The organism is Burkholderia sp. Ac-20344, from assembly GCF_017104975.1.
Taxonomy (GTDB): Bacteria; Pseudomonadota; Gammaproteobacteria; order Burkholderiales; family Burkholderiaceae; genus Burkholderia.
Genome location: NZ_JAAGPP010000149.1, coordinates 1 through 21,563, shown reverse-complemented (window position 1 = coordinate 21,563; position 21,563 = coordinate 1). Strand labels below are relative to the sequence as shown.

The following is a 21,563-nucleotide window of genomic DNA, read 5'->3' as shown; positions in this document are numbered from 1 at the left end:
CAACTCAGGCAGCGGCCCGCGGGCCGCTGCCTGACGCGCTACGGTTTGTCTTTTCTTCTTCATCGGCATATCCATGACGTTTACTCCGCATGATATGCCCCGCCCACGAAATCACGGATAGGTCCAGATCGCAACCGGTCGTCTTGTTGCGGTAGTTTCCTGCGCATCCATATCCATCGACGCATGCAATTTGCTTCGGGGCTTCGATATCGAAATTCCCCGTGCGACGCATGTTGCCCGGGCTGCTCTTCCGTGCCATCACGGCTCGCTGCTTTGCTGGCGTAACGAACGAAAACGCTGGCGCTGGCCGGCGTCTGCCGGCCATGGTGCGGTCCGAAACCGCGGCCTCGCCGACGCCGGCAACTCGGTCCTTAGCGGAGCTCTCCAGCCGCAGGCGCCCGCGCCCAATCGAGCGCAAAGTCCGCAACGTCCTCCCAGCCCTTCTCGCCACAGGTGTAATGGCTGCGTCCTGCGAACAACTTATACGCCGAGATGGCCCGCGAGCCCTTCGCATTCCTTTCAAAATTCTCGCGCTGGACGGCCGGCGGCAGGATGTTGTCATTCCCGCCGGCGATAAAAAGCAGCGGTGCGCGCTCGTCGTTCGCGAAGTTGTAGCTTGTCGTGGCATTCGGGGTGACGTTCGCGAACCCGCCTTGAAACAGGATGCGTCCCGACACGGGTACCGCGTAGCGGTCATAAACCGGCTTCGATTCCGCGAGGCTCAGGTTGTTCGTGAACGCATAGTGAAATTCCTTCTCGGTAATCGGCACCGCGCGATGCAGGTTGGCCGGATTGCGCAAGACCGGGAACGTCGCCTTGATCTCGCTGAACGGCAGCGCCCAGACCCCTTTCACCGCGGCGCCGTCGATCGATACGCCGGCCGAGCCGTAGCCCGCGTCGAGGAGAAGCTGGACGAACGCGCCGCCGAACGAATGCCCCATGATGATCGGCTTCGTGTCGAGCGCCGCGATGGTCCGCGCCAGATGATCGAAGATCTCGCGCACGCCCAGATTCACCAGCGGCGACGGATCGCGGCGGAGCGCGTCGACTCCGGCCGTGCCCGGCTGGACACCCGGATACCCCGGCGTAATGACGCGCATGCCGCGTTGCTCGTAGCGAGTAACCCAATGCTCCCACGACAGCGGTGTCATCCAAAGACCGTGAATCAGTACAACCGTGTCGGTACGCGCTTCCGGGTTCATATCCCTGCTCCTGTGATCGCTAGATGACGAAAATCACGCCCGTGAGACCTCGGTATTTCCGGATCCGTCTGCCCCGTGTTTTGCCAGCATCGAAACAACGGGGTACTACGCGGTTGCCGTGCGCCACACTCTTCGAGAATAGTCTTTGACACCGGCGTTGGTCAGCGTGAATGATGTGTCCATCATAAAGACCATCCGAGTACGCGACATGGCCAAAAAGCCGGAATTCTTTGCTCAAACGCCGACGGCGCTGGACGATGAGGCAGATCCGTTTGCCTTCAAGCGGGATGCCTTTTCCGACGTGCTGGAACTGATCCGCATCCGCGGCAACACGGTCTTCACATGCGCGGCATCGGCGCCTTTCGGATTGCGCTTTCCTGCCGGAAAGTATCGTTTGCATATCATCCGCAGCGGCAGCGTGGCGATCGAAGTGGAGGGGCTCGAGGAGCGGTACCACGCGTCGCAAGGAGACCTGGTCATGCTGATGCACGGTCACGGCCATGTCATCGCCGACCGGCCGGGGCGCTCTGCGAGTCTCGTCACGGATCTCGCGCCACAGTACTACGACCGCGAGCGCCTGACGATAGGGAGCGGAGACACCACCTGGCTCTGCGGTGACTTCGGATTCGACGGCGTGCTGTCGCAACGGTTGCTGTCCGTGCTGCCGCCGGTGCTGGTGTTGAAAGGGTTGCGGGAGCGGCCGTTCGAGTGGCTGGAGCTGAGTTGCCATTTCATTCTCGACGAGGCATTGAGTCCGCGCGCGGGCGCTGCCGCGATGATCTCCCGGCTGCTGGATGTCATCTTCGTCCAGTTGCTGCGCACCTGGGCGACGGAGGGCTCGGCAGGGCATGGCTGGTTGTCCGGTGCGATCGACAGCCGGATCAACCCGGCGATGTCCGCCATTCACGCCGATCCAGGACGTGCGTGGAGCGTCAGCGATCTCGCCGAGTTGTCGAATCTGTCGCGGTCGGCTTTTGCGGACCGGTTCCAGCGTGTCGTGGGGCAGGCGCCGTTGAGCTATCTCACGACCTGGCGCCTGGATCGCGCGGCGGAGTTGTTGCGGTACAGCCGCGCACCGATTTCGGATATTGCCGGTCGGGTTGGGTATACGTCGGAAGCGGCGTTCAGTCGGGCGTTTCGAGGACGATACGAGATGTCGCCGATGCAGTGGCGGAAGGTGAATACGGAGTAGGGTGGAGCGGGCCTGGCCGATGTCGCCGGCTGGCCATACGGACAATCGATCAGGACGTAAACGACGTTTTTCCCTCATTTCAGGCTGAATGGCGTGATTTGAGGGTTCGCCGTAAAATGCGGCTTTCCGGGGTTTTCAGTCAACGACTTCGTCATGCATCGCATTGGATTCTTCGTTTGCCGTGGTTACGATGTGCTTGATCTGGGTGGGCCACTGTCCGCCTTCAATCAGGTGACCACGGCAGCGGGCCATACGCCCTATGCTCTCCATGTCATCTCGCAGTCCGGCGGCCCGATTCTCGGCAATACGGGCCTTTCGATCGAGACGAAGCCGAGCGGAAGGCGCACGTTCGACACCGTCATTTTCGTCGGCGGTGATGTCGCGCCGATGCAGACACCGGAGAACATCGCCGCCGCCAGGAAACTGGGCGCAAGGGCCTCGCGGGTGGCAAGCGTGTGCACGGGGGCGTTTCTGCTTGCGGAAACCGGCTTGCTGGACGGGTTGAGAGCCACGACGCACTGGCGATACGCCGCTCAATTGCAGTCGCGCTTCCCTCGCACCCGGGTCGAGGGCGACAGTATCTATATCGAGGAGGGCCGCATCTGGACGTCGGCAGGCATCGCGTCCGGAATCGACCTGGCGCTCGGCTTGATTGAAAGAGATATGGGCGCGGAGATTGCGCGCGCCGTCTCGAGGTTTCTGGTTGTTCCGTATCGTCGGCCAGGCGGTCAGTCCCAGTTCTCTGCGATGTCGCAGATGGAGCCGGAATCGGATCGTATCCGCATCGCGCTGAATTTTGCGAGGGAACATCTGGCTGAAGCATTGCCTGTCGAACGGCTCGCCGATGCCGCAAGATTGAGTCTGCGGCAGTTCGGGCGCGCATTTCGCCGGGAAACCGGTGAAACACCTGCCAAGGCGGTCGAGCGCTTGCGCGTCGAAGCGGCGAGGCTGCGCCTGCAGGGAGGGAGCGAACCGATCGAACAGATTGCGCTGGCTGTGGGATTCACCGATCCGGAACGGATGCGGCGGGCCTTCATCAAACTGCACGGGCACCCGCCGCAAGCGATTCGGCGCGGGAGTCGAACGAACGGAGCGCGCTGATCTCGACCGCCGGCCGATCGGCGCGCTGCGTGGTCACCGTCCGTCCAACAGGCTAGCGGTGCATCGGGTACGTCACTATCCGGTTCGCCTGATGATCAATGGCCGTCCGCTTTCTGCGGACCGTAATCGTTCCACATGTCGCGGTGCAACTTCCACGCGCCGCCCTGCTTCAGAAAAACGAGAATCTGCTTGCCGCGGTATTGGATCTTGCCATCGTGGTCATGGATCTCCGCATCCGAAACCTCCGTCACGATCCGGTCGTTACCGTAGAACTCGTAATTGCTGAACGATACGGTCGCAGGCTTTGATCCGGCATACCCCTTGGTGAAGTACGCGGTGATTGCGCTGCTCCCCGTTACCTTGTCGCCTCCGGGCGGCAAGAGCGTGCCACCGTCGGTGTATAGGCGGCCGATCGCCTCATAGTCCCCTCGTGCAAAGGCATCCGCCCATCGTGCGTTCTCGGCCTTGATGGCCGCTTCGGGCGGACGTTGCGAACCACCGGCAGTCGCCGGCGCTGCAAACGCGATAAAGGTAACGCAGGCTGCAAGAGCAGCAGTACAAATACGAATCTTTTGCATCGAGTGATTTCCGATCATGGCTTGAATTGAGAGGAATACGAAAATTTTAGGGTGGAGCAGGCAATGTCGGATGCGGTGATCATCGAGGCATGCAGATCACCTCGCGCACATTGCCTGCCAGCGCTTCAACGAACCCCTGGAACCCGTGCGAGCCCCCTGGATGCGCCGGGCAGTTCCTTGTCGACCATCGCAACGACTTCCGGCCGCGCATCCCTGGGATGACCGGAGTGGAACGGCGGCGCGGGATCGTATTCGACCACGAGTTGCGTGAACTCGGCGGCCTGTTGGCCGCGCAGCTTCGCTGCCACGCGAAGTGCGAAGTCGATGCCCGCCGTCACGCCGCCACCGCTCATGAACCGGCCGTTGTCGTCTTCCACGAAGCGGTCGGGCACGGGAATGGCGCCATATTCGGCGAGCTTGTTGACGAAGGCCCAATGGCACGCGCTTCGCTTGCCCTTGAGCACACCCGTCGCGGCGAGCACGAGCGATCCATTGCAGACCGACGTCACGTGTTTGGCGCTTTCTGCCAGGCGCCGGATCTGCGCTTGATACGCGGGTCGCATCGGCGCCGTCAAATCGGACCCGCCGGGGACCAGGAGCACGTCGGTCTTGTCGATATCGGCCAGCCGCTCGGTCTTGCCGTACACGACGCCGAACTCGAGCGTCACGTTGCCGCCATCGAGGCTCGCGTAGCGAACGTTCGTATTCGGTAGCCGATGGAAAATCTCGCTGGGGCCGGCGAAGTCGAGCAGCGTCCCGCCGTCGTAATTGACGATCAGGATATTGAGCGGATCATTCGGGGCAAGTGCGCCTTCGCTGCCTGGCTGCGCGAAAGCAGGGGCTGTGTGCCCAAGCAGGGCGCCGCCACCGAGGACGGCGCCGAGGGTGGCGATGCTTCCGAACTTGAGCACATCGCGACGCGAACGACCTGATGGGGTGAGTTGCTGTTCGGAAGCATTGTGATCGCTACTGTCGGTCAAGATCATTTCTCCTTGCACTTCGGCCCTCTGTGCGAGTGCAACCAGGCGGGGCCGGATGGAATAACCGCCGCGACGAAACGCGTGGCGGACGTGAGATCGGATGCGTGGATGAGCCGCGATGAAGCGCAGGGCTCGGGAATCGGGCGCCGCAGGCTTATAGCTGCGAGGCGCCGCCATCGACGACCAGTTCGGTGCCGACGACGTAGGAAGACTCGTCGCTGGCGAGATAGAGTGCCGCGTAGGCGATATCCTCGGCCTTGCCCACGCGGCCCACCGGAATGGCTTCCGCGAACTCGGCCTTGCGGTCGCGAACCCATTCGTCGGGCATGCCCCATCGCGTGAGCAGAGGCGTGTCGATCGCGCCGGGAGCGATCGCGTTGAAGCGGATTTTCCGGCCGAGAAACTCGTAGGACCAACTGCGGGCGAGCGATCGCACGGCGGCCTTCGCGGCCGCGGTCAACGAAATGCCATGCTTGCCGGTCTGCGCGACGAACGACGTATTGAGAATGAACGAGGCGCCCTGTCGCAAGTCCGGCAGCACCGCCTGAAGCGTGAACACCACGCCCTTGACGTTGATGTCCATGATCTCGCCATAGAGTGTGTCGTCGATGTCGTCGACTGCGGACGGGAAAGCCCAGCCAGCGTTCGCGAACACGACATCCAGGCCGCCGAATTTCTCTTTGACCTCGGCGGCAATCGCACGCATGTCCGCGATCGAACGGACGTCGCCCTTGAGAACGAGCGCGTGCTCGCCGAGCTCGGCTTTCACGCGATCGAACACGGCATCGTCGCGACCCGTAACCGCTACGCGGGCGCCTTCCGCAATGAACAGCTTCGCGGTTGCGAGACCGATGCCGCTGGTGCCACCGGTGATTAACGCTGACTTGTTTTTAAGTCTCATCTTCTGCTCCTTTCTACGTCGTGATTGATCGGGCCGAAGGCTCAAAGCGCAATTGCGTTTGTGTGCCTGTCTCGGCTCGAACTTCCACGCGAAGTATGGAACGCGAAGCATATGGCGCAAAGGTCGTATAACCCTCAAAAAGCGCCACTCGATGTGAACGGGTTAATTCATCTCGGCGTTGCGTGGCGGCATCGCACGTCGGTATACGTGTGGCTTCATTCGTCACGCTCGTAAAGCAACTCATATCCTCCAATCGTTCGCCTGATGCGTGCGAACCCGAGTTTTCCCAGATGCATGCCGGCGATCAACAACCCTTCCGAACTGACCTGATCGAGAAGCCGTGACCGTGTGCCAGCTGCCAGCGACGCATCGTGATCGAAGGCAATCGATACGTCCGGCCGCTGAACCTGGATATGCGGGAAATGAACCACGTCGCCCCACACAAGAAGGCCCTGATCGCGGGATTCAACGACATAACCGGTGTGTCCATCGGTGTGTCCCGGCAAGGGCAGCGCGCTGATACCGGGGAGCACTTGCCCGTCGTCGAACATGCGCAGCCTGTCGCCATAGGCATCGAACACCTGACGCGCTTTGAAGAAATTACCGCGTGCCCGCTCGCTGGCGCGGCTCAGATTGCCGTCGTCCTGCCAGAAGCTGACCTCGCGCTGATGTGCGACCAGCTCCGCATTCGGAAAGGCGACTTCTCCCGCATCGTTCACCAGCCCGCCGACGTGATCGGGATGCGCGTGCGTGAGCAGGACGGTGTCGATCGCAGCGGGCGCGATACCGGCCATCGCCAGGTTCGTGTGGAGCAGGCCACCCCATTGCTTGAACCCGCCAGCCCCACCATCAATGAGAACGGTGCGGCCCGCTCCGCGTACGACGTAGCAATTGATGTGCACGGCGCCGGGCTCTTTCTGCCCGGCATCACGCTGCATTTTTGATGCGTCATCCGAATCGATATTCGACAGAACGTCGAGACTGGCCGTGAGGTAGCCATCGCTGATGGCCGTAATCGTGAAATCCCCGACCTGCTGAACGGGAAAGGTGAGCGTGGACATCGTGCTTCTCCGGATCGGCTAATTGCGGGCGTGGATGCTCGACGCGGTGTAACCAAAACACCGAATGCGCGCCGTGAGACCCGTGCGGTGAACGATTGCCCGATCCAGCGCTTCCATGAACCGGTTCATGACCGCCGATGTGCGAGGCGTGCCGCCGCGATACCGGATGTCCGCGAAAACAGGGTGTCCATGCCCATGCCGAACCGCCAGAAAAATGACGTGGACGTTCTTGAGCTCTGCTCCAAGCACGTGCGTACAGAGCTCGACGCAGTCGCGCGACAACGCGGCAAGGTTTTCATCGGCGGGCATCCGCTTCGCATCGATCGAGAAAGTGACGTTCGGCATCGTGGTCTACTCCTGCGCAGCCGCAAGGGAGCGTGCGCTTGTCAGTTGCTCCGTCATCGGCGCGTAAAGGTGGATGTCTTTCGGGCGTGCCTCGCGAAGCAGCGCGCTGTTCCGCGGCACGACGGCGAGCCAACGTCGCTCTGGAAACTTCTCCAGCGCAACGGCCTGCATGGCCAGCGGTTCGAGACCCAACCGGGTCAGCGGATCAGGGCCGCCGGCACACAGCGCGAGGCGTTCACCTTCGGTTATCGCCGGTGCGAAGCCGATAGCGCCATAGAGATTCCGATGCCAGTCGGTGATGTGTTGCTGCCACTTCGCGAAATTGCCGCCGCCTTTCCGGCGATATGCGTCGCCGGTCAGCACGTCGAGCCCGTCGATCGTATGGATCGCCAGATAGACGGGGCAACCGTCGCTGATCGCCTTGAACCGCTGCGACGTGTGAAACCCCGTCACCGAGATCAGGGCGGGCAGCTTTTCAAGGCTGTAGAAGTCGTTCCATTCGGCTTCGCTGTCGAGGTCGGCGAAGCTGCATTCCACGGTGTAGATCATCGGATTCGTCCTTTGAACGGGATGCACATCCATCCAAGCCTGTTGGGTGTTCGGTGCAGTAACGTAATGCTAAGCTCGCATTTCCACGCCATAAAACGAAATAAAGTCAGCCTTCAGTGATATTTGATCAAGCTGATGGCAAGCACACCCTGACCGACAAGACGCCCATGCCCCGCAAGATCCCCAGCAATTCCGCGCTCCAGGCGTTTGAAGCCGCGGCCCGACACGGAAGCTTTGCCCGAGCGGCCGAGGAACTGGCACGGACGGAGGGCGCCGTCAGCCGTCAGATCGGCCGGCTGGAGGCGTTCCTGGGCGTCACCCTGTTCGAGCGGATCGGCAATCGGGTACGGCTGGCACCGAACGGAGCGCGATACGCGGTGCAGGTTCGCGAAATTCTGGATCGGCTGGAACGGGACAGCCTGTACCTGATGGGGCAGCCGATCGAAGGTGCGAGCATCGATATTGCCGCCATTCCGACCTTCGCGACGCGCTGGCTGATCCCCCGGCTGAAACACTTTCAAGACCGGCATCCAAACATCACGGTGCATATCGCCGAGCGGATGGAGCCGTTCCTGCTGGCCGGAAGCGGTTTCGACGCGGCCATACATTTCGAGCATCCGGCATGGGCGGGGATGCATCTGCATCCGCTGCTGGAGGAAGTGCTGGTGCCCGTCTGCAGCCCGGCGCTGCTCGCCGGTGCCGGGGCGAATCCGTCGCTGGATGCCTTGCCACGTCTGCACCGGCGACAAAATCCGGACGCGTGGCAGGCCTATGCGCAGGCGTCCGGCATCGCGCTGACCAATTCGGCGGTGGGTGCGCGTTACGATCTCCATTCGATGCTGATCGAAGCGGCGCTGGCCGGCCTGGGTGTCGCACTGGTGCCGCGCCTTTACATCGACGCCGAGCTTGAGCAGGGTCGGCTGGTCGCACCGTGGCCGGCGGGCAAGTCGATCACGAAAAACTTCTGCCTCGTCCTGCCCGAGCCGATCGAACTGGCGGAGGGACCGTTGCAGGCATTCGCGACATGGATGCTGAGTGAAGCCCGGGGATCGACGCCGCATGGCAGCGCCTGACGCTCGTTGCCGAACCGTTACCGTGCGATGCCTCGACACATCGACCTGCACGCCGGAGGAAGGCGCATGCCGCATACGTGCCCACGTCGACGCGCAGCGTGAATGATCGTCGTCGGATTTGATCCGGATACGACGCGGCATTCTCCATTACACTCGCCGGCACAGAAGATCGTCTGCTACGTGGACGATGTCGTTGGCGCGCGACAAATCGTATCGTGCCGACCAGCGGGGGATTCGCGATGAAACCGATTCCGATGCTTTCGTGCCGATCGCCGGTTTTTCACGTTTCAAGCGGATTCACGTATTGACGAGGCGAACAGAGCCGTGCTGGCGGGTGGGCGGGAGGCTGCCGGGCCGTTGTGTCCAGACAGGGGATTCATGGATTGAATGCGCGTCGATTCAAAATATAAATTTCGGAAAGACTCTGGCACGGGATATGCTTCGCAGTTCTTATCCGATCGAAACACACGCCGGATATTCATCAGGATGATCAGACAAGCGCATAACCGGTTTGATCTGACAAGACGATCAATTAGAGGATGGATCGTTTGTGAAATCCGCGCGGCAGTGCGAAGCTGCGCGCGGAGCAACGTCGTACACGGATTGATTGAGTTGGGTGACTTGAAACGCAGGCCGTAACTCCTTGCGACGGCCACTACTGACAGTTCACATATGACATTACTGATTGGGGTCCCTCTGGAGACGGCCCACGAGGAGCGGCGCGTAGCGACCGTTCCCGACGTGGTCGAAAAGCTGATCAAGCTCGGGTTCTCGGTGGCCGTGCAAAGCGGTGCCGGCACCGGCGCGAACTTCAGCGATGACGACTACCGCACGGCCGGCGCCGAAGTCGTGGCAACGGCCGCCGATCTATGGGGCCGCAGCGATATCGTCCTCAAGGTGCGTCCGCCGAGCAGCGACGAAGTCGCGCTGATGCGCGAGGGCGGCACGCTGATCGGCTTCGTCTGGCCGGCGCAGAACCCCGAACTGATGCAGCAGCTGGCCGCGAAGCGGGCCACGGTGCTGGCCATCGATTCGCTGCCGCGCACGCTGTCGCGCGCACAGAAGATGGATGCGCTCACGTCGATGGCCGGCGTGAGCGGCTACCGCGCCGTCATCGAGGCGGCCCATGCGTTCGGCCGCTACTTCAACGGGCAGATCACGGCCGCGGGCAAGGTGCCGCCGGCGAAGGTGTTCGTCGCCGGCGCAGGCGTGGCCGGCCTCGCGGCGATCGGCACGGCCGCGGGCCTCGGCGCGATCGTGCGCGCCAACGACACGCGCGCGGAAGTGGCCGACCAGGTCAAGTCGCTGGGCGGCGAATTCGTCAAGGTCGACTACGAGGAAGAGGGCTCGGGCGGCGGCGGCTACGCGAAGGTGATGAGCGAAGGCTTCCAGCAGGCGCAGCGCGCGATGTACGCGCAGCAGGCCAAGGAGGCGGACATCATCATCACCACCGCGCTGATTCCCGGCAAGCCGGCGCCGAAGCTGATCACGGCCGAGATGGTGCAGTCGATGAAGCCGGGCAGCGTGATCGTCGACATGGCCGGCGAGCAAGGCGGCAACTGCGAGCTGACGGTGCCCGGCCAGGCCGTGGTGCGTCATGGCGTGACCATCGTCGGCTACACGGATCTCGCCTCGCGTCTGGCGCGACAGTCGTCGACGCTGTATGCGACCAACCTGCTGCGCGTGGTAGAGGAGCTGTGCAAGGCCAAGGACGGCACGATCAACGTCGACTTCGACGACGACGCGATCCGCGGCCTCACGGTCGTCAAGGAAGGCAACGTCACCTGGCCGCCGCCGCCGATCCAGCAGCCGGCCGCCGCACCGAAACCCGCCACGCCGCCGGTTGCGGCCGCCGCATCCAAGGGCCACGGCCACGGCAGCGGCGCGCCGATGTCGGCCAAGTCGCTCGCGATCACGTTCGCCGTCGGCGCACTGGCGTTCCTGCTGGTCGGCCAGTTCGCGCCGGCCACGTTCCTGTCGCACTTCACGGTGTTCGTGCTCGCGTGCTTCGTCGGCTACATGGTGATCTGGAACGTCACGCCGTCGCTGCATACGCCGCTGATGAGCGTGACCAACGCGATCTCGTCGATCATCGCGATCGGCGCGCTGGTGCAGGTCGCGCCGCCGTTGGGCGACGCTGCGGCCGAGGGCCGTCCTTCGGGGCTGATCCTGGGCCTGGCGGTGGGCGCGCTGACGCTCACGGCCGTCAACATGTTCGGCGGCTTCGCGGTGACGCGACGCATGCTGGCGATGTTCCGCAAGTAAGGAGACGATAACAATGACTTCCAATCTGACTACCGTCTCCTATATCGGCGCGGCCATTCTGTTCATCCTGAGCCTCGGCGGGCTGGCCAATCCGGAGACCGCGCGCCGCGGCAACCTGCTCGGCATGATCGGCATGCTGATCGCCGTGCTCGCGACGGTGCTCGGCCCGCGTGTCTCGGTTGAGGGCGTTCCGTATATCGTGTCTGCGCTGGTCGTCGGTGGCGCGGTTGGCCTCTACGCGGCGAAGAAGGTGCAGATGACGCAGATGCCCGAGCTGGTTGCGCTGATGCACAGCCTGGTCGGCCTGGCGGCGTGCCTGGTGGGCTTCGCGAGCTATATCGATACGTCGGTGCAGTTCACGGGTGCCGAGCACGCGATCCACGAAGTGGAAATCTACATCGGCATCCTGATCGGCGCGGTGACCTTCGCAGGCTCGGTGATTGCGTTCGGCAAGCTCTCCGGCAAGATCGGCGGCAAGCCGCTGCTGCTGCCGGCACGGCACTGGCTGAACCTGGCCGCGCTGGTCGTGGTGATCGTGTTCGGCCGCGCGTTCCTGCATGCGGAGACGATCCAGGCGGGCATGACGCCGCTCATCGTGATGACGGTGGTGTCGCTGCTGTTCGGCGTGCACATGGTGATGGCGATCGGCGGCGCGGATATGCCCGTCGTGGTGTCGATGCTCAACAGCTACTCGGGCTGGGCGGCGGCGGCTACCGGCTTCATGCTCGGCAACGACCTGCTGATCGTGATCGGCGCGCTGGTGGGCTCGTCGGGTGCGATCCTGTCGTACATCATGTGCCGCGCGATGAACCGCAACTTCATCAGCGTGATTGCCGGCGGCTTCGGTACCGGCAGCGGTGCGCCTGCGGCGTCGGGTGCCGGTGCGCAGCCGGCCGGCGAAGTGGTGGCGGTGAGCGCGCTGGAAACGGCCGAGCTGCTGCGCGATGCGAAGAGCGTGATCATCGTGCCGGGGTACGGGATGGCCGTGGCGCAAGCCCAGCACACCGTGCATGAACTCACGAAGGTGCTGCGCGAGAAGGGTGTCGACGTGCGTTTCGCGATCCACCCGGTGGCGGGGCGCATGCCGGGGCACATGAACGTGCTGCTCGCGGAGGCGAAGGTGCCTTACGACATCGTGATGGAGATGGACGAGATCAACTCGGATTTCCCCGAAGCCGACGTGTCGATGGTGATCGGCGCGAACGACATCGTGAACCCGGCGGCGCAGGAAGATCCGGGTAGCCCGATCGCCGGCATGCCGGTGCTCGAGGTGTGGAAGGCGAAGACCTCGATCGTGATGAAGCGAAGCATGGCGTCCGGCTATGCGGGCGTCGACAATCCGCTGTTCTACAAGGACAACAACCGGATGCTGTTCGGCGACGCGAAGAAGATGCTGGACGAGGTCTTCGGAGCGTTGAAGGCCTGACGGGGAGCATGTTCGGGCGCGTGCGCGGGGCGAACGATAACTGGCTGGGGTGTCGGACAGTCGGTTGATCGGGGCCCGGCACGCCGGACATGCGAATCGGGAAGGTCACGGAAGTGCGGGGCGGGATGCTACGTTTCGCACTTCCTTCCGGCAAAAGACGGCGATCGATTGCCGGTGCGCAGATCAACGATCAACGCGAACGATGCCGTTGGAGCGGGTGGTTGCTCCATCATCGGCATGACGTTCGCAGATGCTCCATCGGTTGCCGAATGGTGCCGGTGGGTCGCTATCCTGCCAAACGGTGCGGTCATGCTTGTCCGCACGAACACGCAATAGACACGGAGGCCTTGCCTGCCGCCGATACCGCACCTGCCGCTCGAATGGCAGCGGTGCGTTTCTTTCCTCCGCATGGCAGCCACGCCGGCCCTTTCCGCGTGACTGCGCCGGCGACGATACCGCCTATCCCGCGAATCCAAGCTCCGCAAAATGGGTGACCCTTGCGTCGCAGGCGCGTGCCAGCGCCGGATCGTGACTCGCAAAAAAGACGGCACGGTCTGCGGCCAACGTCTTGAACAGATCGATCAGAACCGCACGCGACGCAGCATCGAGCCCGCTGTCCGGTTCGTCGGCGATCACGACGGCGGGCGCGCCGAGCATCGTCGCCGTCAGGAACAGTTTCTTGCGCGTGCCGAACGACATCTGCTCGAAGCGCTTCTCCAGATGCGCTGCAAGTCCGAATCGATCCGCCAGCTCGAGCGTGCGGGTGTCGACAGCAGTTTTTCTGGTAGCCGCCACGAGATCGAGAAACGCGCGACCGGTCTGGAGCGGATACGCCAGGCAATCGTCGGGCACGTACGCCAGCGCGGATTTCGCATCGAGCGGCGCGGTGCGCAGCGAATGGCCGCCGAGCCACACCTCGCCTTCGTCCGCATCGATCGCACCGGCGAGAATGGCGAGCAACGTCGATTTGCCGCTTCCGGTTTCGTCGCACAGCGCGACGCATCCGGCGCCGGATGCGTAGTTGAGTCCTTGGAAGATGACGCGCTTGTCGTAGCGCTTGCCGAGATTGTCGAAGCGGAGCATGGATCGGTAGTCAAACGAAAATGTGCCAGGCGAGCGCGACCGAGGTTACGGTCGGCAGGATGCCCGGCAGCACGGATTGTCGGGACGCGTAGCGTTGCGGCAGATAGTGTAATGCGAGGAGCGGCGCCCCCGAGCACACGAAGGCGCACTGAAAGTCGAGACGCGCACGTCATACGGCTCGGGTATGCTGGATGAATGCCGGCTGGATGACCAACCAGGGCCGCAAAACTGCACCAATCACCGCGATTGGATCACAACCACCGGCCGCACCGGGCCGATTTCAACTCCGGAACAGGGAATCGACATGGCAGAACTCGACAACGTGCTGTACGAGCGGATCGGCGCGCTGAGCGAAGCGGGCGATGCGTTGATGGAAGACGGGGACTACGAAGGCGCGCTGGCGAAATTCTGGGCGGGATTCGACCTGCTTCCGGAACCCAAGACCCATTGGGAGGCCGGCACCTGGTTGATGGCCGCCATCGGCGACACGAATTTCCTGCAAGAGGATTACGCGGCCGGACGCGACAATCTCGCCCAGGCGATGCATTTCCCCAACGCGATCGGCAACCCGTTCCTGCATCTGAGGCTCGGTCAGTGCCAGTTCGAACTGGGCAATCTCGACCGCGCAGCCGACGAGCTGATGCGCGCATACATGGGGGGCGGGCCGGAGCTGTTCGAGGACGAGGACGGCAAGTACCTGCGATTCCTGGCAACGCGGGCGGAAGGCATCGAGACGCCCTGATGCACGCCGTCCGTGCCGCCCGTCGGTCGGCGTCGGAAGCGCGCACCGAGGGTCGTGTCGCGATGCCGGGGGGTGTCTGCGTGAGCGCTACTTGCACATGAACCTGACCTTTCCCGTCGCCACCCGATCCGACGCGGAAACACTGGTCGTCATCCGCATCGCCGCGATGCGCGACAGCCTCGAACGCATCGGCCGCTTCGATCCCCAGCGTGCGCGCGAGCGCTTTCTCGCGTCGTTCGACCCGGTGCTGTGCCGCTTCACCGAAGCCGATGGTGTAAACGCAGGTTTTTTCGTGGTCCGGCCGCAGGAAGGCCAATGGCTGCTCGACCATCTGTACATTGCGCCCGAGCATCAGGGAAAGGGCATCGGCGCGGCCGTGCTGCGCAGGATCTTTGCCGAGGCCGACGCGCAGCGCGTGCCGGTTCGCGTGGGTGCGCTGCGCGGCAGCGATTCGAACCGCTTCGATGCGCGGCACGGTTTCGTGCAGGCGGACGAAGCGGCGTGGGACATCTACTACGTGCGCACACCGGGTTCGGCGACGGTGTAGATCGCATGCGGCCACGCGCCGCGGCGACGGATCAGCGATGTGATCCGGGCGAGCGCATCAGCGTTTTCCCGGATGTGGAATGCGCGGCGCATGCCGATGATGCAGAGAGAATATAAATACATGATCCGAGGCCAATCATGACGACATCTGCAACAAACGGACCGAATGCGGTATCGCCTGAAACGACAGGAGCGGCAGCAACATCCGACGACGCGGTTGGCGTACCGTCGATCCTGCTGGTCGACGACGAGCCGAGCGTGCTGTCGGCGCTCAGGCGCGTGTTCCGGCCCGCCGGCTACGAGGTCCTGACCGCGGAAAGCGGCGAGGCCGCGCTCGAGATACTGGCGTCGACCGAAGTCGACCTGATCGTGTCCGACATGCGGATGCCGGGCATGAGCGGCGCGGAGTTCCTGGCCCGCGCACGGGCGCTCTACCCGGACACGATGCGTGTCCTGCTGACCGGTTATGCGGAGATCGCGTCGGTCGTGCAGGCCGTCAACGACGGCGGCGTGTATCGCTACCTGAACAAGCCGTGGGACGATCACGACCTGCTGCTGACCATCGAACAGGCGCTGGAACAGCGGCGCTTGCGGCACGAAGCGGCCCGCCTTGCTGCGCTGACGGAAGCGCAGAACGAAGCGCTGCGCCGTTTCAATTCGGAACTCGAAACGCAGGTTCGTGCGCGCACGGAGGAGCTCGGCCAGACCGTGATGTTCCTCGAAGCCGCGCAACGCGACCTGAAACGCAGTTTCACCGCGATGGTCCAGGTCTGCGCGAGCATGATCGAGTTGCGCTGCGGGTCCGCCAGCGGTCACGCGATGCGGGTCGGCGAGATTGCGCGGCGGCTCGCGCTGGCGTCCGGGATGAGCGAGCTGCATGCGCAGGACGTCTATTTCGCGGGGCTGCTGCACGGCATCGGCAAGTTGTCGCTGCCGGACGAATTGCTGCACAAGCCGCTTGCGAAGATGACGGCCGAAGAGCACGGCCTGTACCTGCAGCATCCGCTGCGCGCGCAGATGGTGCTGACGCCGGTCGCGCAACTGCACAAGGTCGCGTCGATCGTGCTGCACCAGTACGAACGCTTCAACGGACGCGGCACGCCGGACGGGCTGGCGGGCGACTCGATTCCGCTCGGCTCGCGGATCGTCGCGATCGCGCGCGATTTCGAAGGGCTGCGCAACGGCGACATCGGTGCGCCGCATTCGGTCGAGCAGGCAATCGACGCGTTGCGCTCGCAGGCCGGCGTGCGTTACGACCCGCGGATCGTCGAAAGCCTGGTCGAGCTGATGCGGGACCCGGCGAGTCTCGGTATCGCGGCGTCCGTCGCGGAGATCAAGTCCGCGCAGCTGCGCGAAGGGATGCAGCTCGCCGACGATCTGCGCACGCATCGCGGCGTGCTGCTGATGACCAAGGGCAGCGTGATGTCGGCCCACCAGATCGAACTCGTGCGACGCTTCGAGACGCGCGAGGGGACGTCGTTCGACATCCTCGTGCTGGCCGGCCAGGCTGCGGCGAAGCCGGCGCCGAACGTGCCGAACGCGGGCGCGGCCCCTGCCTGAGCCCGGGCGCGCGGCCTGATGGCCGCGGCGCGCGACCGCGCCGCGGCAACGCACTCACCTCGATTCGGGCGCTCGATCATGCACGGCACCTACAATCTCCCGCTCGTCCTGCTGTCGCTCGCCATCGCGACGCTGGCCTCCTATACGACCCTCGACCTGGCCGCCTTCATTTCGCTGCTCGACAACCCGAAGCTCAAGCGTGCATGGCTGGGCGGTGGCGCGATGGCGATGGGTACCGGCATCTGGTCGATGCATTTCGTCGGCATGCTCGCGTTTTCGCTGCCGATTCCGCTCGGCTACGCATTGCCGGATACGGGCGCGTCGCTGGCGATTGCCGTACTCGTGTCGTACTTCGCGCTGACGGTCGTCACGCGCGCGCGGCTGGGCTGGCGGCGGCTGCTCGCGGGCGGCGTGCTGATGGGCGGCGGGATCGCCGGCATGCATTACGCGGGAATGGCCGCGATGCGCATGGAGCCCGGCATTCGCTACGATGCCGCACTGTTCGCCGCGTCGATCGGCATCGCGGTGATCGCGTCGACTGCCGCATTGTGGATCGCGCAGGCGCTGCGCGTGCAGCAGGCGCGCCATGCGACCGCGCAGCGGGTCGGCGCGGCCGTCGTGATGGGCATCGCGATTACCGGCATGCACTACACGGCGATGGCGGCCGCGCATTTCGCACCGGATGCCCGATGCGGGGCCGCGCACGGGGTCGACACGCCGTGGCTCGCGACGACCGTCACGCTGTTCACGACGGGGACACTGGTCGTCACGCTGCTGCTGAGCCGATTCGATGCGCGCACAACCTTCCTGCGCGGAATGACCGATACGCTCGAGCGGCTCGTGCGGCTGCGAACCGCGGAACTGGAACGCGCGCTGCACCGCTACGAACAGACGACGGCGGTGCTGCAGCGCACGCGCGAGATCATGGCGACCGAGATCGACGAACGCAAGGTTGCGCAGGCGCGCCTCGAACAGGAGAAGGACGAGCAGCGGCGCTTGTTGCAGGCGCTCGAAGAAACCCACGAGCAGTTGCTGCAGTCGGAAAAGCTCGCGTCGATCGGTCAACTCGCGGCCGGTGTCGCGCACGAGATCAACAATCCGATCGGCTTCGTCAGCGCGAACCTCAATACGCTGAAGACATGGGTGCGCAGTCTGCTCGACGTGATCGCGGCGCATGAAGCCGCGCTGCCGCAGCTCGACCCGGCCGCGCGCGACACGCTGACGGCGATGGGCCGTGCGGCGGACCTCGACTACGTGCGCGGCGAGATCGCGACGCTGATCGACGAATCGATCGACGGCGCGCTGCGCGTGCGGCGCATCGTGCAGGACCTGCGCGATTTCTCGCGTCCGGCCAGCGGCGAGTGGAGCGTGGTCGATCTCCGTGCGGGCCTCGAGAGCACGCTCAACGTCGTCCACAACGAACTCAAGTACAAGGCCGAAATCGTGCGCGATTTCGGCGATGTCCCGCCGGTCGAATGCCTGCCGTCGCAGTTGAACCAGGTCTTCATGAACCTGCTGGTGAACGCGGCGCACGCGATTCCCGAGCGCGGCGTGATCACGATCCGCACGTCGAGCGACGGCGAACAGGTGTCGATCGCGATCAGCGACACCGGAACGGGCATGACGCCCGATGTCGTCCGGCGGATCTTCGATCCGTTCTTCACGACGAAGCCGGTCGGGCAGGGCACGGGGCTGGGCTTGTCGGTATCGCACGGCATCGTCGAGCGCCATCGCGGCGCCATCGACGTGACGAGCGAACCCGGGCGCGGCACGACGTTCTGCGTCCGGCTGCCGATCCGGCGGGCCGGCGGCACCGCGAATGCGAACATCAACACGAACACGAACGTAGCGGAGGCTGGCGTCGATCCAGCAGCGTATCGCTCAGTGCACTGAACGCCGCGCCCGGCAACTCGTGCAGACGCTCGGCCACGCTGCTGACCGGAGCCATCATGTCTTGATCGATCGGGTTGATTTTCAGTAACGTAGCGAGCTTGATCGCCGGGTTTCCATCGTGCGCCTTCGGGCGGCCCGGCTTTACAACCCACTGTGCGCCGGTCGGTGACGCCAGCGAAGGAGTGATTGAACGTGACGGTGACAGGAACGGACGAACCGGCGATCCGTCGTGCCAGTGCGCTGGACGCCCCGGCCGTGCTGGGGATCTTCGACGACGTGATTGCGTGGTTCGTCGACATCGGCAACGACGGGCAATGGGGCCGCGAGCCTTGGTCGGCGCAACCCAGGCGGATTGCGCTCGTGACCGAAGCCTGTGCGCTGCCCGACGCATGGGTAGCCGAAGATCAGGATGGCCGTGTCCTGGGCGCATTGATCCTGGGCGAGTCCATGCCCTACGTGCCGCCCGCGACCGAGCCGGAAATCTACGTGCGCGTGCTGGTTGCGTCGCGCGATGCGCGGGCGCGGGGTGTCGGCCGGCGCCTGATGGCATTTGCGGACGAGCGCGCCCGGGCCGCCGGGGTGGCACGCTTGCGAGTGGACTGCTATGGCGGCGGGACCGGCGCGCTGGTGCGTTTCTACGAGTCGTGCGGGTATGAGCGCATTTCAACCTTCGACGTGGAGGGGTGGCCGGGGCAGTTGCTGGGGCGCCGATTGTGACGGCGCCGGTTCGCAACTCGGCGTGCAACGCATCAGTTGACGGGCAACCCGCCGTTGATTGATTCGCGCGCAGTGCAGGGCGCCGTCACGATCCGGCGAAGTTCGGCCGCATACGGGCCGCGGCGCTTGCCCGTTTCACGGTGAGCGGCTGCGGATTGGCGTGCCGATGCCGCGGTCCCGTCCCGGGTCGCCAGGGTGATGAAGGTGCGAATGCGCGTGCCGGTCAGCCGAGCAGGCCGGCCCAGCCCAGCCCCGGCGGCCAGTTCGGCCGCGCGCGCCGGCGCTGCTCGTGTCTTGTGCCGACCGCTGCGTTAGCCGGAAACGGTCGGTTGTGCGACAGGCGCTCCATAGGCCGACGCCCCGGGATACGCTGGCGTCTCGTGCGCGCCGTGCGCGGTCGGCAGCGCAACCCGCACATACAGAAACGCACGCCGCTCGCGATCCGGCAGCACCTGCGGCCCGTAGCTGATCGCGACCGTGCCGTCGTGGATCTCGCCCGCCTGCGCGAAACGCCACGCGCCGGGATCGCTGTCGAGCAGGAATTCGGCCCGCGCATACGCGTGCGGCTCGAACAGCTCGGGAATCTCGACCGGGCGTCCGTCGAGCTTGTCGAGCAACGCTTCGGCGACGTTGAAGCCGTAGCCGTCGCGCACGATGTCGCAGATGAAGCTGCCGGCGATGCGCGGATTCAGTTCGATCACGTGCGGCACGCCGTCGTGCACGATGCAGTCCAGGTGCACGGGCCCCCATGTCAGCCCGGCGGCCGCCGTGGCGCGCGCCCCGGCGTCGATCAGCGCGCGCAGCGTGCCCGCATCGAGATCGAGTTCGGACGTATAGCCGCGCTCGAGGAAGCCGGCCCCATGCCGCTTCAGCTTGCGCAGCGCGCCGACATACCGGCCGTCGAAATACTCGACGCAGTATTCGCTGCCGCTCAGGAATTCCTCGATCACGACACGCTCGGTCGCCAGCGACTGCGTATCGCGTTGCCCGGCGGCGAGCGCGTCGAGCTGCGCGCGCACGTCGGCAATGTTCTCGCAGCGCCGCACGCCGTCGCTCGCCGAGCCTTCCGACGGCTTGACGACGACCGGAAAACGCAGCGGGGCGGCCGCGGCCGCGAGTGCCGCCGGCGTGGCCAGCGTGCCCGTGACGAATTGCGCGGCCGGGATGCCGTGCGCGGCGAGCAGCGCCTTCTGGTTCGACTTCGACACCGCGTGCGCGACGTGGCGCGCGTCGGGGCCGGGCAGGCCGAGCGCGTCGGCGACCCACGCGGCGGTGCGCGCATAGGTGTCGTGCGCGGTCGTCACGCGTAGCGTGTCGATCTCGTCCGGATAGCGCGTGCGCAGCCAGCCGGCGAGCTGCCCCGCGTCGGGTTCGAGATTGATCGTCTCGACGCCCGCCGGAAACGCGCCGTCGAGACGATGGCCGGGCGCGGTGATGACGGTGACGGCCACCTGGCGTGCGAGCGCACCGCGCACGAGCGCGAGACTGCTGCCGGTGGCGCGGGCGCCGATCACGATGAGTCGCTTCATGCTGGTTCCTTGATCGGGGAGGGGGAGGGAGCGGCGTGACCTGCCGGCTAGCGTGCACGCCGGCGCAGGCGCTGCGCTTCGAGGCGCGGCAGCAGATGCTGGACGACGCGCGGCAGCGTATAGATCGGCAACTGCGCGCACGTGAACACGAGCGCCATGGTGGGCGTCGCAGCGAGCCCGAGCGCGGCCCACATCAGGCCGACGTTGCGATTGGCGACGATCAGCGCGACATTGAGCCGCGTGCGGACGTCGCCGGGCGTGAGCCCGTACGCGATGACCTGGAAGCCCGCGTTGACGGCGAACGCGAGTGCGATCGCGGTCAATGCGCGGTGCGGCGCGTCGATGATCGATTGCTGCATGCCGGCCATCGTGCCGAGTGCGAACACCAGCAGCGCGGCGACGACGGTCGCGTCGATCGGCGTCGCATAGCGGTCGAGCCGGGAGCCGGCAAACCGCCGCACGAGCAGCGCAACCCCCTCGGCGCTGCCGATCAGCAGCGCGAGCCGCAACGCGAGATTCAGCGGCGAGATCGACGCGGCCGCATCGTGGCTGAACCAGGCCGTCAGCAGCGGTGCGGTGAGCGGGACGAACGCCATCGAGGCCAGGGTCGCGACGAGCGCGACGCTGGCGTCGAGCGACAACATTCGCGCGATCGTCGACGTGCCGCTCGACGGCGGCGCGCAGTACGCGATCACCAGCGCGACGACCCAGTCGTACGGCAGGCCGGCGAGCCGCGCGGCGATGCCGAGCGCGACCGGGCACGCGATCATCGTCGCGGCGGGCAGCAGCAGCGACACGGCCGGCCGCCGCGCGACCGCGC

The 21,563-nt window shown here is 64.9% G+C and carries 20 protein-coding genes; 10 read left to right on the top strand and 10 right to left on the bottom strand.

Annotation, left to right across the window (positions count from 1 at the left end; translation table 11 throughout):
- Nucleotides 1-371: 371 nt before the first annotated feature.
- On the bottom strand, nt 372-1,202 hold the full coding sequence (locus tag G3N64_RS32355) for an alpha/beta hydrolase (protein ID WP_205787799.1): 831 nt from the start codon (nt 1,200-1,202) through the stop codon (nt 372-374).
- Nucleotides 1,203-1,410: 208 nt separating this feature from the next.
- Between G3N64_RS32355 and G3N64_RS32350 the strand changes: the two genes are divergently transcribed.
- Nucleotides 1,411-2,394, top strand: a complete 984-nt coding sequence (locus G3N64_RS32350) for an AraC family transcriptional regulator (RefSeq protein WP_205787798.1) — start codon at nt 1,411-1,413, stop codon at nt 2,392-2,394.
- Nucleotides 2,395-2,547: 153 nt separating this feature from the next.
- A complete protein-coding gene (locus G3N64_RS32345) occupies nt 2,548-3,495 on the top strand; it encodes a helix-turn-helix domain-containing protein (protein ID WP_205787797.1) in 948 nt (315 codons plus the stop codon).
- Nucleotides 3,496-3,590: 95 nt separating this feature from the next.
- Here G3N64_RS32345 and G3N64_RS32340 read toward each other — a convergent pair whose 3' ends face one another.
- The 6 genes from G3N64_RS32340 to G3N64_RS32315 all read right to left on the bottom strand — a co-directional run bounded on the left by G3N64_RS32340 (nt 3,591) and on the right by G3N64_RS32315 (nt 7,909).
- The gene (locus tag G3N64_RS32340; RefSeq protein WP_205787796.1) at nt 3,591-4,073 is read right to left on the bottom strand and encodes a nuclear transport factor 2 family protein; all 483 of its coding nucleotides are present in this window, start codon (nt 4,071-4,073) and stop codon (nt 3,591-3,593) included.
- 125 nt (nt 4,074-4,198) lie between these two features.
- A complete protein-coding gene (locus tag G3N64_RS32335) occupies nt 4,199-5,053 on the bottom strand; it encodes a DJ-1/PfpI family protein (RefSeq protein WP_205787795.1) in 855 nt (284 codons plus the stop codon).
- 154 nt (nt 5,054-5,207) lie between these two features.
- A complete protein-coding gene (locus G3N64_RS32330; protein WP_205787794.1) occupies nt 5,208-5,954 on the bottom strand; it encodes an SDR family oxidoreductase in 747 nt (248 codons plus the stop codon).
- Nucleotides 5,955-6,169: 215 nt separating this feature from the next.
- Nucleotides 6,170-7,015 (bottom strand): MBL fold metallo-hydrolase, encoded by an 846-nt coding sequence (locus tag G3N64_RS32325; RefSeq protein ID WP_205787793.1) that lies wholly within the window; start codon nt 7,013-7,015, stop codon nt 6,170-6,172.
- Between the two features lie 18 nt (nt 7,016-7,033).
- Nucleotides 7,034-7,360 carry a hypothetical protein gene (locus tag G3N64_RS32320; protein ID WP_205787792.1) on the bottom strand — a complete coding sequence of 109 codons (327 nt, stop codon included), beginning with the start codon at nt 7,358-7,360 and terminating at the stop codon, nt 7,034-7,036.
- 6 nt (nt 7,361-7,366) lie between these two features.
- A complete protein-coding gene (locus G3N64_RS32315) occupies nt 7,367-7,909 on the bottom strand; it encodes a sugar ABC transporter (protein WP_205787791.1) in 543 nt (180 codons plus the stop codon).
- A 167-nt stretch (nt 7,910-8,076) separates the two neighbouring features.
- Between G3N64_RS32315 and G3N64_RS32310 the strand changes: the two genes are divergently transcribed.
- From G3N64_RS32310 to pntB, 3 genes are all read left to right on the top strand, one after another.
- Nucleotides 8,077-8,982 carry a LysR substrate-binding domain-containing protein gene (locus G3N64_RS32310; RefSeq protein WP_205787790.1) on the top strand — a complete coding sequence of 302 codons (906 nt, stop codon included), beginning with the start codon at nt 8,077-8,079 and terminating at the stop codon, nt 8,980-8,982.
- A gap of 672 nt (nt 8,983-9,654) precedes the next feature.
- Nucleotides 9,655-11,247 carry a Re/Si-specific NAD(P)(+) transhydrogenase subunit alpha gene (locus tag G3N64_RS32305; protein WP_205787789.1) on the top strand — a complete coding sequence of 531 codons (1,593 nt, stop codon included), beginning with the start codon at nt 9,655-9,657 and terminating at the stop codon, nt 11,245-11,247.
- 13 nt (nt 11,248-11,260) lie between these two features.
- Entirely contained in the window at nt 11,261-12,673 is a 1,413-nt protein-coding gene (gene pntB, locus G3N64_RS32300; protein WP_205787788.1) for a Re/Si-specific NAD(P)(+) transhydrogenase subunit beta, read from the top strand.
- A gap of 459 nt (nt 12,674-13,132) precedes the next feature.
- Here pntB and G3N64_RS32295 read toward each other — a convergent pair whose 3' ends face one another.
- The gene (locus tag G3N64_RS32295) at nt 13,133-13,756 is read right to left on the bottom strand and encodes an ABC transporter ATP-binding protein (RefSeq protein WP_205787787.1); all 624 of its coding nucleotides are present in this window, start codon (nt 13,754-13,756) and stop codon (nt 13,133-13,135) included.
- Nucleotides 13,757-14,060: 304 nt separating this feature from the next.
- Here G3N64_RS32295 and G3N64_RS32290 point away from each other — a divergent pair, with 304 nt between their 5' ends.
- The 5 genes from G3N64_RS32290 (at nt 14,061) to G3N64_RS32270 (ending at nt 19,214) form a co-directional block, all read left to right on the top strand.
- A complete protein-coding gene (locus G3N64_RS32290; protein ID WP_205787786.1) occupies nt 14,061-14,498 on the top strand; it encodes a hypothetical protein in 438 nt (145 codons plus the stop codon).
- 97 nt (nt 14,499-14,595) lie between these two features.
- Nucleotides 14,596-15,045, top strand: a complete 450-nt coding sequence (locus tag G3N64_RS32285; RefSeq protein WP_205787785.1) for a GNAT family N-acetyltransferase — start codon at nt 14,596-14,598, stop codon at nt 15,043-15,045.
- Between the two features lie 137 nt (nt 15,046-15,182).
- The gene (locus tag G3N64_RS32280) at nt 15,183-16,604 is read left to right on the top strand and encodes an HD domain-containing phosphohydrolase (RefSeq protein WP_205787784.1); all 1,422 of its coding nucleotides are present in this window, start codon (nt 15,183-15,185) and stop codon (nt 16,602-16,604) included.
- 78 nt (nt 16,605-16,682) lie between these two features.
- Nucleotides 16,683-18,497 (top strand): histidine kinase, encoded by a 1,815-nt coding sequence (locus tag G3N64_RS32275; protein ID WP_205787783.1) that lies wholly within the window; start codon nt 16,683-16,685, stop codon nt 18,495-18,497.
- Nucleotides 18,498-18,689: 192 nt separating this feature from the next.
- Nucleotides 18,690-19,214 (top strand): GNAT family N-acetyltransferase, encoded by a 525-nt coding sequence (locus G3N64_RS32270; protein ID WP_205787782.1) that lies wholly within the window; start codon nt 18,690-18,692, stop codon nt 19,212-19,214.
- 311 nt (nt 19,215-19,525) lie between these two features.
- On the opposite strand, the gene G3N64_RS32265 is transcribed toward G3N64_RS32270, so the two are convergent.
- Together G3N64_RS32265 and G3N64_RS32260 are read right to left on the bottom strand one after the other, a co-directional pair.
- Complete coding sequence (locus tag G3N64_RS32265; protein WP_205787781.1) at nt 19,526-20,743, bottom strand: ATP-grasp domain-containing protein; 1,218 nt, start codon at nt 20,741-20,743, stop codon at nt 19,526-19,528.
- 47 nt (nt 20,744-20,790) lie between these two features.
- Nucleotides 20,791-21,563, bottom strand: a 773-nt coding sequence (locus tag G3N64_RS32260) for a hypothetical protein (RefSeq protein WP_205787780.1), incomplete at its 5' end; no start/stop codon positions are given.

Excerpts from the sequence above, each read along its gene's own strand:
- G3N64_RS32355 (WP_205787799.1), bottom strand. The coding sequence starts at position 1,202 with ATGAACCCGGAAGCGCGTACCGACACGGTTGTACTGATTCACGGTCTT.
- G3N64_RS32350 (WP_205787798.1), top strand. The coding sequence starts at position 1,411 with ATGGCCAAAAAGCCGGAATTCTTTGCTCAAACGCCGACGGCGCTGGAC.
- G3N64_RS32345 (WP_205787797.1), top strand. The coding sequence starts at position 2,548 with ATGCATCGCATTGGATTCTTCGTTTGCCGTGGTTACGATGTGCTTGAT.
- G3N64_RS32340 (WP_205787796.1), bottom strand. The coding sequence starts at position 4,073 with ATGCAAAAGATTCGTATTTGTACTGCTGCTCTTGCAGCCTGCGTTACC.
- G3N64_RS32330 (WP_205787794.1), bottom strand. The coding sequence starts at position 5,954 with ATGAGACTTAAAAACAAGTCAGCGTTAATCACCGGTGGCACCAGCGGC.
- G3N64_RS32325 (WP_205787793.1), bottom strand. The coding sequence starts at position 7,015 with ATGTCCACGCTCACCTTTCCCGTTCAGCAGGTCGGGGATTTCACGATT.
- G3N64_RS32320 (WP_205787792.1), bottom strand. The coding sequence starts at position 7,360 with ATGCCGAACGTCACTTTCTCGATCGATGCGAAGCGGATGCCCGCCGAT.
- G3N64_RS32315 (WP_205787791.1), bottom strand. The coding sequence starts at position 7,909 with ATGATCTACACCGTGGAATGCAGCTTCGCCGACCTCGACAGCGAAGCC.
- G3N64_RS32310 (WP_205787790.1), top strand. The coding sequence starts at position 8,077 with ATGCCCCGCAAGATCCCCAGCAATTCCGCGCTCCAGGCGTTTGAAGCC.
- G3N64_RS32305 (WP_205787789.1), top strand. The coding sequence starts at position 9,655 with ATGACATTACTGATTGGGGTCCCTCTGGAGACGGCCCACGAGGAGCGG.
- pntB (WP_205787788.1), top strand. The coding sequence starts at position 11,261 with ATGACTTCCAATCTGACTACCGTCTCCTATATCGGCGCGGCCATTCTG.
- G3N64_RS32295 (WP_205787787.1), bottom strand. The coding sequence starts at position 13,756 with ATGCTCCGCTTCGACAATCTCGGCAAGCGCTACGACAAGCGCGTCATC.
- G3N64_RS32290 (WP_205787786.1), top strand. The coding sequence starts at position 14,061 with ATGGCAGAACTCGACAACGTGCTGTACGAGCGGATCGGCGCGCTGAGC.
- G3N64_RS32285 (WP_205787785.1), top strand. The coding sequence starts at position 14,596 with ATGAACCTGACCTTTCCCGTCGCCACCCGATCCGACGCGGAAACACTG.
- G3N64_RS32280 (WP_205787784.1), top strand. The coding sequence starts at position 15,183 with ATGACGACATCTGCAACAAACGGACCGAATGCGGTATCGCCTGAAACG.
- G3N64_RS32275 (WP_205787783.1), top strand. The coding sequence starts at position 16,683 with ATGCACGGCACCTACAATCTCCCGCTCGTCCTGCTGTCGCTCGCCATC.
- G3N64_RS32265 (WP_205787781.1), bottom strand. The coding sequence starts at position 20,743 with ATGAAGCGACTCATCGTGATCGGCGCCCGCGCCACCGGCAGCAGTCTC.